The 12,512-nt window shown below is 44.1% G+C and carries 9 protein-coding genes; 5 read left to right on the top strand and 4 right to left on the bottom strand.

What is annotated here, in order from left to right:
- Nucleotides 1–5 precede the first annotated feature (5 nt).
- On the top strand, nt 6–1,019 hold the full coding sequence (locus BXO87_RS16115; protein WP_024085402.1) for an N-acetylmuramoyl-L-alanine amidase: 1,014 nt from the start codon (nt 6–8) through the stop codon (nt 1,017–1,019).
- A 44-nt stretch (nt 1,020–1,063) separates the two neighbouring features.
- Here the strand turns inward: BXO87_RS16115 and BXO87_RS16120 are convergent, their stop codons facing one another.
- From BXO87_RS16120 to BXO87_RS16135, 4 genes are all read right to left on the bottom strand, one after another.
- Complete coding sequence (locus tag BXO87_RS16120; protein WP_024085401.1) at nt 1,064–1,807, bottom strand: hypothetical protein; 744 nt, start codon at nt 1,805–1,807, stop codon at nt 1,064–1,066.
- Between the two features lie 192 nt (nt 1,808–1,999).
- The gene (locus BXO87_RS16125; protein ID WP_024085400.1) at nt 2,000–2,440 is read right to left on the bottom strand and encodes an SMI1/KNR4 family protein; all 441 of its coding nucleotides are present in this window, start codon (nt 2,438–2,440) and stop codon (nt 2,000–2,002) included.
- 15 nt (nt 2,441–2,455) lie between these two features.
- On the bottom strand, nt 2,456–4,282 hold the full coding sequence (locus BXO87_RS16130) for a T7SS effector LXG polymorphic toxin (RefSeq protein ID WP_038458249.1): 1,827 nt from the start codon (nt 4,280–4,282) through the stop codon (nt 2,456–2,458).
- Nucleotides 4,283–4,624: 342 nt separating this feature from the next.
- The gene (locus tag BXO87_RS16135; protein WP_038458246.1) at nt 4,625–5,167 is read right to left on the bottom strand and encodes an IseA DL-endopeptidase inhibitor family protein; all 543 of its coding nucleotides are present in this window, start codon (nt 5,165–5,167) and stop codon (nt 4,625–4,627) included.
- A 228-nt stretch (nt 5,168–5,395) separates the two neighbouring features.
- Here BXO87_RS16135 and BXO87_RS16140 point away from each other — a divergent pair, with 228 nt between their 5' ends.
- The 4 genes from BXO87_RS16140 to BXO87_RS16160 all read left to right on the top strand — a co-directional run.
- Complete coding sequence (locus BXO87_RS16140) at nt 5,396–6,784, top strand: MATE family efflux transporter (protein ID WP_038458243.1); 1,389 nt, start codon at nt 5,396–5,398, stop codon at nt 6,782–6,784.
- Between the two features lie 114 nt (nt 6,785–6,898).
- Nucleotides 6,899–7,867: an aldose 1-epimerase gene (locus BXO87_RS16145; RefSeq protein ID WP_014418075.1), complete on the top strand. Its 969-nt coding sequence runs from the start codon at nt 6,899–6,901 to the stop codon at nt 7,865–7,867.
- An 18-nt stretch (nt 7,868–7,885) separates the two neighbouring features.
- On the top strand, nt 7,886–9,361 hold the full coding sequence (gene dacB / locus BXO87_RS16150; protein WP_038458240.1) for a D-alanyl-D-alanine carboxypeptidase/D-alanyl-D-alanine endopeptidase: 1,476 nt from the start codon (nt 7,886–7,888) through the stop codon (nt 9,359–9,361).
- A 462-nt stretch (nt 9,362–9,823) separates the two neighbouring features.
- On the top strand, nt 9,824–12,512 hold a 2,689-nt coding region (locus tag BXO87_RS16160; protein ID WP_139337732.1), incomplete at its 3' end, for a non-ribosomal peptide synthetase.

Here is a 12,512-nt window from a genome sequence, read left to right on the forward strand (position 1 = left end):
GAAACATGGTGAAAATCACTAAAGACTTTATTCCAACGGGGCACAATAACAGACCGGGATACGCAATGAACCCGGCATACATCACAGTTCATAACACGGCAAACACGGCACAAGGGGCAAGCGCAGCTATGCACGCCCGTTATGAGAAAAATCCGGAAACACCCACCAGCTGGCACTTTACAGTAGACGACAAAGAGATTTATCAGCATCTGCCATTGAATGAAAACGGATGGCACGCGGGAGACGGAAACCGCGGAACTGGCAACCGGAAATCTATCGGCATTGAAATTTGCGAGAATAGCGATGGGGATTTTGAGAAAGCCGTGGCAAATGCTCAATGGCTGATCAAAAAGCTCATGAAGGAGCAGGGCATTTCCTTTGCAAACGTGGTCCCTCACCAGCACTGGTCCGGCAAGTATTGTCCGCGCAAGCTGCTTGATCGATGGGACTCCTTTAAAGCAGGTATCAGCGGCGCCCCGTCTAAAACGGTAAATTCTCCTGTTGATAAAACAAAAGAATCTTATATTAAAAATACAGTTGTTGCTGACAGCCTTAATGTGAGAACTCAACGCAATGCCAACTCGTCTATTGTGCTTGCTCTTCCTAAAGGTTCGACTGTCCAATATAAAAAAGGATCGACTCAAAATGGTTGGGGTTACATTAAATATACCAATTCTAAAGAAGCCACATACAGCGGTTACGTTAACGTAAGATATATCAAGAGTGATGCAGAGTTAGGGAAAACCTCTTCAAAATCTGCTCCTGCTAAACCTTCAAACAAGACTAGCGGGGGTATTAAGTCTGTAGGCAAAATTAAAATTGTTGGTGTTAAAAGTGCAGCCATTATTATGGACAAACCAGACCGTAAAAATGCCAAGAATGTGGATACGATTGGTCTCGGCAAGACAATTAACATCTCAGGTTCTGTTAAAGGTTCAAACAACTCTAAAGGCTATTGGGAAGTCATCCACGACGGCAAACGGCGGTATGTGTCTGGACAATATGGGGAAATGGTTTAAGTAAAACGCTTTTGAAATAATGAAAAAGCCCCCAAAAGGGGCTTTTATTTTGGTTCAATATTTATAATTAACGACATTTGAGGAATTTTAGCTAGTGTAACAAGATAGTCACCATCAAATACCTCAAGTGTATTTTGCTCGCTTTTTAGAAGATCGTTTACATGCTTAATATCAATTCCTAAAGCATGAAAAACCGTAAGTGTATTAACCAGGCCTATTTGAGAAGCCATATTATCTGAACCAGAAGTGGATAAATGTAAACGGTAGAATTTATGATTCTCGTCATACCATGCTTCCAAAGTGAAAGTTCCACCGGAGTTATCAGTTTCTGTTTTCAGTTCTCTGGTGTAAATTGTACCATCTTTGGCTTCGGTAAGTTCAAAGTCTCCGATATTATCTTTATTAATACGATTGAGACCAGAGGATTCAATATCTTCATCACTTTCAATATCTCGAGTCGCTTCATTAAAAGTCTGTACAAATTCTTCAGGACTGAAGTTAAATTCTTTTTGGTTATCTTCAACACTCCGGACGTCAGAGTCTTCCTCGTCTTCAGAATACATTGGCTCCTCTTCTGTACTTTCTGTGGCAGCAGTGACATCCTCAGTTTTGGTTTCGTGAGACTCTCGATTCAACGCACCCATAATGAAAAAAAGAGATAAAGCCAAAACAAGGCTTATTGGAGCTATTTGTTTACCTATTTTCTTAGTTTTTTCAAAGAAGATAAAAATCAATGCTGTAATAAAGACAAAGGTTGCTAATGTTGCAACAATACCAAGAATAATCATATGATCCCCCTCTTATTTTAAAACGAACGTTTACATTTTAAAGCAAAGGAGGATTCATTTCTATGCTTTGTAAAGGATTTGATAATGATTGGAATTGCGAACCGAAGACAAAAGCAATACTGGAAATATTATTGAAATAACAAAAAACCCTTCTCAAAAGGGAAGGGCTTTGTTTATATGGACTTTTTGTTTCTATTCTTCGTAGAGCTTATCTACCAATTCCGTAAACGAATTACATATATGACTCAGAGCACCCTCTGGATTTTCAAATGCAATTTCATGATCCCAAAAAACAAGAGGGGGATTACTATGATTCTTTCTAAAATCGAAACAGATCTCATTACCAAACACATCATCCGCAATAGGAATTACTTTATCAGGCATTCTGCCGTCTCGATAACGATTAGAAACGTTAATTATGTATGACTCACTATCCTCATGAAAACTATGTAAGTATCCGAAAGCAATCCCTTTTCTTCCTTCAAAATCAAAAGTCTCAGGAGTTGGTGTTGCGCCAGAATAACTTTTGACATATTCTAAGTAATCTTTTGGGAACTTTACTTGTAGCGTATTTTCTACTTCTTGAATTTCTTCGTTACTGATAGGATGTTCTCCGAAATCCCATTCAACCATGTTATTACTCTCCTTTTATCTGTATTCGGAACCTCCGCCCCAGATGTTTCTTCCACCAGTGTGACCTGTTTTACCATGTATATCTGAATCAACTAGCTGCATTATACCTTCATTTTGATGATGATGCCACGTAAACCCTTTTGGTTTTTTCCCTTTTAAAATTTGCTTCAACTGCATTTCTGTAAAGTGATTTTTCAACTCGGGATTTTTGTTGATTTCTTGCAACAGGAGTTCGGTTGCTTTTTTAAACTGTACAGTATCTTTTTCAAGATATAATGACTTATCAATTTTCACTTCTGCAACGGACTCAAATATTGGAAAACCATCTTTATCATAGGGTATACCTGTTATAGGATGCACATCATTTTTTAAATGACCATTTTTTAAGTTAGTTGTTACTGTATTTCCAAAGGCATCTTTATGTGTGAACGGCGCGGCCTGTGTCAGCATATCTTGCTTTTTTTGAATTTCTTTCTTTAAAAGCGGGGTGTTTTTTACATTATGGGTGTTTTCAATATCTTTTGCTATTCCAACAAGGGCAGGTTCGTTTTTATTTTTCAATAAAGAGTTGATATAGTCTGTTCCGTTTTTTATTCCTGTGTGTACATGGCTTGCAGCGCCAGGCTCCAATAATTTTCCCACCTTGGAGAAGCCTGTTTTTGCGAGTTTGTTTGATACTTTAACCGTCGAGCCCACACCTTTCAGGCCGACAAGGCTGCCCACCGCATAGGAGACATAGTGCGCTCGAGAGTACGTATCACCATTCACCATTTGATCATTCCACGAATCGGCTAGGTTTGTCCATATGATTTTTGCGTAAGACGGAGTATTCAATACGGTAGAAATCGTTTTAACAACCTTTTGTTCATCAGAGAGCTGATAAAAGTCCCAGGCGCCGACAGCGAGGTCTTTCAGACCTAACACAGTATCTTTCCCAACATCATAAAGGCCGACTGCAACCCCTTTGAAACCGTCTGTGAGTTCTTGCGTGTTTTCAATTTGAGTGAAATAACGCTGCTGTTCTTTTGTCAGGTTTTCATAGCCGATTGTTTTAGCCATTGAGTAGAACTCATCGGCATTCGCATAGTCGAAATTGTTTAGCCTTTCTTTTAGTTTTTCAACCTCACGTTCTCTTGCTTCTTCTTTCTTAATCGTAAGGTAAGCATCCGAATGCCTAGCAATCTCGCCTTTTTTCTTATGGATGTCGCTTTCACGGTACGCCTTGGCATTGTAATGAAGCGGAGTTGCGCTTTTTCCTTTGCCCGTGGCGTTTTGAAGCTGCTGGAAGTCAGCTTGGATGAACTGTTCGTTCGCTTCGGTTTCTGCGTATTCTTTCGTTAAATCGTGATCAAGCTTGCCGAGCTTATGTATGGTTTCGCTTCTTTTTTTGTCAGCTGAAGAGAGCTTCTGATCCGTGTTTTCGGTTGAAAACAGATCAAGCGAGATGATGTCTTCGATCTCTCCGAGGATGGAGCGCATGTCCTTTTTCTGCTCTTCCATAATCGCCTTTGATTTACTGAGGGCATGGGTGAGTTCGTGCTCCAGAAAAGATTCTTCTACATGAGATTCGGAAAGGCCTGCGTCTTCGACTTTGCCGGGAAGGCTTGTGAGAAATGCGATTTTCATATCGATCAGATCAAGCCAGCTGTCTGTGACGCCGGCGTGGTCCTGGAAAAAGGCTTTGATGTTATCTGCGCCCCGGCCAGAGAAATCGCCGTCACCGAGATCAGCCATGCCTTGAAATGCTTTTTTCAGGTTAACCATCTGGCCGCGGAGTTCTTTATATTCGTTTGCGCGTTGTTTAGCGGCAGAAAGCAGGGTGGTTGCTTCAAAGATTTTCATGCTCATATCCTTTCGCGATAAAGTGTTATTCAAAATTTTACCACGTTGAAACTCGGAGTAAAATAAATATCTTTAAGAATTCGAAATTCACACAGATAAAAACACTTAAAATATTTTTCACAAATTTAGCACAAGCATTGTTAAAAAAGCTTATATATCAACGTATATAGAGGTATATTGTACGTTCTCCTAGAGCGTTTTTTGTATGAGATAGGTGCAGCTTAATAATGTCGGTAAAACAAAACCCCCTTTGTTATACAAGGGGGTTTTGAGTTGAATATTTTGTAAGAATCTCGTGGAAATGATGTGAAAAAAGCCCGCTGTAAGCAAGCGGGCTTTTTCTTATATGACAGCATCAAATTGATTGACTTTCCAAGCGTTGTTTTCTTTTACGAATGTTACATCACGTTTTGCTGACGGAGAACCGTCAAGAGTCGGTACAGTGAAGCGGTATGTTTGAGCGCTTCCTTTTTTAGAAAGAAGAGTCATTTTTGCTTTTTTCCAATTCAGGAGGTTATCTCCGTCGCCGACAGGAACAGCCAATTTGCCGTCTTTTACAGTGAAGTGGTAATCTTTGAACCCTTTGTCAATCGCTTGCTTTGTAAAAGCGGGTGTCAGATATTTTACGGCTTTCGCTTTTGTTCCGAGGTCTTTGCACATAAATACATATTGCAGATTTTGATATTCAAACGGTTCAGATGTGCAATTTGCGTTTGATTTAAGCGCACCGCCGCTCATTGTGTTCCAGAAATGTTCTCTCGCTGACAGAGCCAGCTGAAGTGCTTGTTTTTGTGTAAGGTCATTAGGTGAAGTTTTTGCGGTCGCCGCAGTGCCCAATGACAGAATCAATGTAATAGTAGTGAGGAATAATAGCCATTTTTTCATGATATAATCTCTCCTTCAATCAATCTCTTTCTCTTATGTTACAAATGTTACAATAATTACGGTAAGATTACAATACCTTTTCAGAAATATTTTCCGGACTTTTTATTTTTATGGTTTATTTCCATGTAAGACGTGAGAAAAAGATAAAGAGTTTCATTGAACAAAAGGTTTTTACAAGCTGTCTGCTGAATAATAAAATGGAAGAAAATCAAAAAAGGAGTCCTACATATGGAAGTACAAGATCATTTAGAAACAGAGGAAGGCCGCGGCCAGTCTGTCTGGCGATCGATGTCACTGTTTTTAGTGCCGCTGCTTTTAAGCAATGTATTGCAATCTGTCGGCCAATTGGTCGGAATGGTATTTGTCGGAAGGTGGCTCGGAGTCGATGCGCTTGCCGCCGTATCGTCTTTTTTTCCGCTGTTTTTTCTGCTGATCTCCTTTACGATCGGAATCGGTTCGGGAAGTTCCATTCTAATCGGGCAGGCTTACGGCGCGAAAAACGAAGAGAGGATGAAGGCGATTGTCGGCACTACACTGACTTTTACCTTTATGATCGGTGTTGTTCTGGCAGTTGTCGGCAGTGTGTTTACGCTTGATATTCTGCGGCTGATGGGAACGCCGGAAAACGTAATAGATGTCAGTGTCCGATATGCGCGCATTTTGTTTTGCGCAATGCCGCTGATGTTTTTATATTTTGCGTATACGACATTTTTACGCGGAACGGGAGATTCAAAGACTCCGTTTTATACGTTAATCGTCAGTACAGTCATAAACATCGGGCTTTTGCCCTTATTGATTCTCGGGCTTTTCGGACTTCCGAAGTTCGGCATTTACGGTTCGGCGTATGCAACCGTAATTTCAAACATCGTGACATTTATCGTACTCATGGTTTATTTGCGGAAAAGGAAACATCCATTGGCATTTGACCGGACTGCGCTCCGTTCTCTTAAAATGGACAAAAAGCTGCTTGCGCTTTTACTCCGTCTCGGTATTCCGTCGAGCATCAATATGATTCTCGTGTCACTTTCTGAAATTGCGGTCATTTCATTTGTCAATCATTACGGATCAAACGCGACGGCTGCTTACGGGGTTGTCAACCAAGTAGCGAGTTATGTGCAGATGCCGGCGGTAAGCCTCGGTATCGCCGTTTCAATTTTTGCCGCCCAATCCATTGGCGCCAATCAATTCGGCCGGCTGAAACAGGTCATCAAAGTCGGCATCGGCCTGAATTATTTAATTGGCGGGGTGTTGATTGTGCTGATTTACACCTTCTCCCGGCAGATACTGGCTTTGTTTTTAACCGATCAGGATACACTCCACATTGCCCGCAATCTGATTATGATTACCCTTTGGAGCTATCTGATTTTCGGTCACGCTCAAATCGTTTCAGCGACAATGCGGGCGAGCGGTACGGTGTTATGGCCGACGATTATCAGCATTTTTGCGATTTGGGGAATTGAAGTGCCTGTGGCCTTTATTCTTTCTCATTATACAAATCTCGGCATTCTCGGCATTTGGGTCGGTTATCCGGCGGCTTTTGTCGTCAGCCTGCTGCTGCAATACGGATATTACCGGTTTGTATGGAAGAAAAAACAGATTACCCGGCTGATTCAATAAGGTTTTACCGCACATCGCTCAGTTCATACGGGCGATGTTTTTTTAGAGAAGGAAAATGAGTTTAGAAAATGGAATTCCTATACATGCTAGAAAACAAGGAAAGGGCAGGTGCTTATGACGATTGAACATACGACTTATTTAGGGGTTTCAGCCATTAAAGCGGAGACTGATCAGGCTGAATGCATCATTGTGCCGGAGTGGGGATCAAATGTCATATCGCTTCGGGATAAAAGAACCGGTATGCGGCTTCTTAGAGAACCGGAAACTGCGGAGCAATTCCGCGCAAAACCGATGCTGTACGGCATTCCCGTTTTATTCCCGCCGAACCGGATTACGGATGGGACGTTTCGTTTTGACGGCCGCGCGTATCAATTTGAGATAAACGAAGAGGATAAACATAATCATATTCACGGCTTTCTTCACAATCAGCATTGGAAAGCGGCGGCAGCGAAAGAAGAGGGGGATGGAATGACAGTCGAAACAGAAATTGATCTTTCAAAGATTCCCCGTGTTCACAAACAATTTCCGCACGATGTCATTGTCCGGATGACCTATACATTAAAAGACAATGTGTTTACGCAGCGGGCGCTGATTATCAACAAGGGAACGGAGGCTTTTCCTTGGGGGCTCGGCTATCATTCAACTTTTGTTTTCAATGAAGAGCGTTCTCGTCTATTTTTGACGGCTGACCGCATGTGGGAATTAAATGAACGTTTCGTGCCGACGGGCCGTTTATTGGATGTGCCTGATAAAGAAGCGTTCCGTCATGGGATGTCTTTGAAAAATAAACAGTTTGACGATGTTTTTCTTTCTTCCGGACGGAACGGCGGCAATAACGAAGCTGTTATTTATCATCCGGATGAGAAATTATCCGTTTTGTATCAGGCAGACACGTCTTTCAAGCATTGGGTGGTATATAACGGTGACGGAAAGCAGGGGTTTGTCAGTCTTGAGCCTTATACTTCCGTTACAGATGCATTTAATCTGAATCAGCCTGCATCACTGACAGGGCTTCAGATTCTGAAACCGGGCGAAGAAGCGGCTGCGTCATCCAGGATCACCATTTTGCATGACGAAGAATAGGAAAGAGGCGGGATAACATTGAAAACATATGTGAAACGCTTGAGCGCGGTGATTCTGCTTTTGATCATTGCCGCAGTTCCTTATATTGATGATGCGGCTAAGGCGGCTGAACAAAAAAATACTTTGCAAAAAGAGCTGGAACACATTCTGGATGAAGAGCCTGCTTTAAAGGGGGCTTCAGCGGGCGTCAGTGTCCGGTCAGCAAAAACAGGGGAGGTGCTGTTCGGCAGCCGGGAAGATATGCGGCTTAGGCCCGCATCACTGATGAAGCTGCTGACGGCATCTGCGGCGCTTTCCGTTCTCGGAGAAGATTACACCTTTAAGACAGAAGTACGGGCAGACGGCGCCGTAAAAGGAAAACAGTTGCGCGGAAACCTTTATTTCAGGGGAAAAGGTGATCCGACCCTATTGGTTTCTGATTTTGAGAAGATGGCTAAACAGGTCAAAGCCAGGGGCATCCATGTCATTAAAGGAGATCTGGTCGGGGATGACTCGTGGTATGACGATACCAGGTATTCAGTTGATCTTCCGTGGAGCGATGAAGGCCAATATTATGGCGCGCAAGTATCAGCTCTTACCGCTTCCCCAAATGAGGATTATGATACCGGAACGGTGATTGCGGAAATCAGTCCGGCGAAACAGCCTGGTAAAAAGCCGCGCATTTCGATTTCCCCCCATACGGACATCGTTCGTGTGAAAAATGAAGTGAAAACCGTCGCTTCTGATGAAAAGAAAGAATTGACGGTTGAACGGGAGCACGGTGGCAATGTGATTACGATAAAGGGAACCATACCTGCCGGCTCGGCAAAGGCAAAAGAATGGGCGGCAGTGTGGGACCCGTCGTCCTATGCTTTAGATTTATGGAAACAAGCGCTTACTAAACAAGGTATAACTGTAAAAGGGAAAGTCAGAACAGGGCGAATGCCGCACCGCACCCAGCTTGTCACATTCCGTACATCCATACCTCTTTCAGAATTATTGATCCCGTTTATGAAACTGAGCAACAACGGGCACGCCGAAATTCTGATCAAGGAAATGGGAAAAGTGAAAAAAGGGGAGGGCAGCTGGGAAGAGGGCTTGGACGTGATGAAATCGGAGCTCAAATCGTTCGGGCTGAATCCGGATGAATTGATTGCAAGAGACGGATCCGGCGTTTCTCATATTAACGGCGTATCCGCCGGCCAAATCGGAGAGCTTTTGTATGCGGTTCAGAAAGAAAAGTGGTACCCGGCTTTCCTTCGTTCGCTCCCTGTCGCCGGCGCAAGCGACAGAATGACGGGAGGAACCCTTCGTAATCGGCTGAAGGGCACCCCGGCGGAAGGCAAAATTAAAGCGAAAACCGGGTCACTAACATCAGTCAGTTCGATTGCCGGCTATGCAGACACAAAAACAGGAGATACGCTTATTTTTTCCGTGCTTCAAAACGGGCTGCTTGACGAAGATGACGGAAAAGACATTGAAGACAAAATCGCAGTCGTGCTGGCAAATCAATAAGAAGGGCCGAATCCTTAGAGGATTCGGCTTTTTTTGATGTCTGTAAAACATTATATTGCGATTATGAATCAATCTTTTCAAAAAGTAATACGGCAATATACTTCCTTTTTTTTACATGACACCGATTTTTCATTTTTAAACGTAAAACTTCTTTTCAGAAGGCAAAACCTTTTTAAAAGTGCAATTAATTATACATTTTATTCCTTATTATAGTGTTTAAGAACCAGTTTACAGTGTGCATACATACCGTTTTACATGGTATAAAGATTATAGAAATGAATAAATGAAGTGAGGAATATATACTATATTCTAAAAAATGTTAGAGAAAATTTAATTTTTTATTGTGATTTCTAAAATATGTTTTAAAATAATGCTATATGGATGATTTAGTCATATGCTGTCGAATTTTAATTGTAATTATTTCACTTTCTTATCCTCTTAAATTGAAATGGAGGGATTCCATTGAAGAACACTGTTTATTCTTTAACTCACGCCCAAAGAAGAGTCTGGTTTACAGAGCTGCTCGAGCCGGGCACAAGTATCTGCAATCTCGCGGCGTGCGTCAAATTCAGGGGGAATATCGACTTTGACGTATTGCGCCGTGCTTTAGATTTCTCTATCTTGCAAAATGATTCGCTCAGGTTTCAACTGACGGAAGGGGACGGCTCAGAACCCCAGCTGTATCTGGCCGGGCATCGGCCGATTTCTTTAGAGACCGTTGATTTTACTCATATTGATCAATCAGAGCGGGAGGCATGGATTGACAAACAGACGCGTGTTCCGTTCAAGCTGTTTCATTCACCGCTGTATCAATTTACTCTGCTTGTCATGTCAGACGAAGAAGTTTGGCTTTATTCAAAATTTCACCATATTATTATGGACGGCATCTCGCTCAATCTGCTTGGCAATCAGCTCATTGAAATCTACCAAAAAATCATGCGAAGCGAGGATTTGGCCGAACACCAAAGCCCTTCCTATCTCAGCTACATGGAAAAAGAACAGCAATACTTACAGTCTTCCCGTTTTCAAAAAGACCGTTCATTTTGGACTGAAACATACCGAACCGTTCCGGAACACCTTTCACTGGCGGAACGAACCTCTCATCTTAGACAAAGCACTGCGGCTTCAAGAGATACAATCACTCTTTCCCACTCCTTAGAACAATCAATCCGGCGTTTTTGCAAAGATCATAATGTCAGCATCATCTCTCTGTTTATGGCTTCGTTATACATATGCATCAGCCGTCTGACGGCTAAAAAGGATATTGCCATCGGTACTTATTACGGAAACCGGGGCTCCAGGCTCGAAAAGGATATGCTCGGCATGTTCGTCAGCACACTGCCGATCAGAATGACGGCAGATCCTGATGCGGAGTTCCTGTCCTTTGTCCGCAGCGTAGGAAAAGAGCAGCTGTCTGTTATGCGGCACCAGAAATATCCTTACAATCTTTTTGTCAATGAATTAAGGCAGATTCATCACGACCTGCAAAATATCATCGGGATTTCGATGCAATACCAGCCTCTCGCGTGGCGTCAGGCAGAAGGTTTCGATTATGAAACGGCGATGTTTTTCAGCGGGCATACGGCAAATGAGCTGTCCATTTTAATTAAGGAGCGGACAGATACGGGATTGATTGAGCTGAATTTTGATTATCAATCCGCTTTATTTACTAAAACATCGATTAAACGAATTCAAACTCATTTGCTGACGATCGTTGAAAATGCCGTTAGAAATCCAAACCAGCTGATTCGGCATATTGATATGGCGGATGAAAAAGAAAAGAAACGGGTGTTAACTGCGTTTAACCGTACAGAAACGGCTGAACCGCCGGCCCCGACGCTTCACGGGCTGTTTACCCGCCGCGCCGAGCTTTCGCCGCATCGTCCGGCGCTCCGTTTTCCGGGCGGTATGCTGACGTACGCCGAGCTTGATCAGTACACGGACAGGCTCGCCGTTCGGCTCCGCCAAAAAGGCATCCGCAAAGAAAGTATGGTCGGCGTACTCGCTGAACGCTCGCCGGAGATGGTGGTTTCAGTGCTTGCCGTGTTAAAAGCGGGCGGCGCCTACGTGCCGCTTGACCCGGAGTATCCTGAGGACAGGCTGCGCTATATGCTCGATGACTGCGGCGCTTGTCTCCTGCTTGCACAGCCGGGATTATCCGTTTCCGGTTTTTCCGGAGAAACGCTAGAAGTGTCTCTTTCTTCTCTGACAGGCGAGACGGAGACAGGGGCTGTCTCTGAAGAAGCGGATGCTGATTCGCTCGCTTATATCATTTATACGTCCGGTTCGACGGGAACACCGAAGGGAGTAGCTGTTGAACACCGTCAGGCCGCCGCCTTTTTATCAGGGATGCAAGGGCAGTTTCCGTTAACGGAAGAGGATATTATCGTGCTGAAATCATCCTTTTCTTTCGATGCTTCCATCTGGCAATTGTTTTGGTGGACGATGTCAGGCGCCTCCGTGTATCTGCTTCCTGCCGGATGGGAGAAAGATCCTGTGCGGATGATTGAAGCGTTTGCCTCAGAAAAGGTGACGACTGCGCATTTTATTCCGGCAATGGTCAACAGCTTTTTAGACGCGCTGGAAACGGAGCCTGAGGAAACAAGAACACGCCTCGGCAGAACACTGACACGCGTGTTTGCCGGAGGCGAAGCTCTTTCCCCACTTACGGCTGCCCGGTTTGCCGATCTGTTGCCGGAGACCATGCTTATTCACGGCTATGGACCGACAGAAGCGACGGTTGATGCGGCGTTTTACGTCTGTGACCGAAAACGGGACAGCGGACGGACAAGGCTTCCGATCGGAAAACCCGTTCCGGGTGCCCGTCTGTATGTATTAGATAGCGGAGGAACCATTCAGCCTGCGGGCGTGGCAGGAGAGCTGTACATCGCGGGGACAGGGGTGGCCCGCGGCTATCTGAACCGGCCCGAGCTGACGGAGGAGCGTTTTCTCGATGATCCGTTTTATCCGGGAGAGCGCATGTATCAGACGGGCGATATCGCACGCTGGACAGAAGACGGCCTTGTCGAATGGCTCGGCCGTTCAGACGGACAGGTGAAAGTCCGCGGCTACCGGATTGAACCGGGAGAAATCGAAGCGGCGATCCGGCGCATCGACGGCATTCGTGAGGCGGCGGTCACTGCCCGGACGC

Source organism: Bacillus sp. GZB, assembly GCF_001975995.1.
Lineage (GTDB): Bacteria > Bacillota > Bacilli > Bacillales > Bacillaceae > Bacillus > Bacillus velezensis.

What these genes read in the sequence shown, in the direction of transcription:
- BXO87_RS16115 (WP_024085402.1), top strand. Translation starts at nt 6, where the DNA reads ATGGTGAAAATCACTAAAGACTTTATTCCAACGGGGCACAATAACAGA.
- BXO87_RS16120 (WP_024085401.1), bottom strand. Translation starts at nt 1,807, where the DNA reads ATGATTATTCTTGGTATTGTTGCAACATTAGCAACCTTTGTCTTTATT.
- BXO87_RS16125 (WP_024085400.1), bottom strand. Translation starts at nt 2,440, where the DNA reads ATGGTTGAATGGGATTTCGGAGAACATCCTATCAGTAACGAAGAAATT.
- BXO87_RS16130 (WP_038458249.1), bottom strand. Translation starts at nt 4,282, where the DNA reads ATGAAAATCTTTGAAGCAACCACCCTGCTTTCTGCCGCTAAACAACGC.
- BXO87_RS16135 (WP_038458246.1), bottom strand. Translation starts at nt 5,167, where the DNA reads ATGAAAAAATGGCTATTATTCCTCACTACTATTACATTGATTCTGTCA.
- BXO87_RS16140 (WP_038458243.1), top strand. Translation starts at nt 5,396, where the DNA reads ATGGAAGTACAAGATCATTTAGAAACAGAGGAAGGCCGCGGCCAGTCT.
- BXO87_RS16145 (WP_014418075.1), top strand. Translation starts at nt 6,899, where the DNA reads ATGACGATTGAACATACGACTTATTTAGGGGTTTCAGCCATTAAAGCG.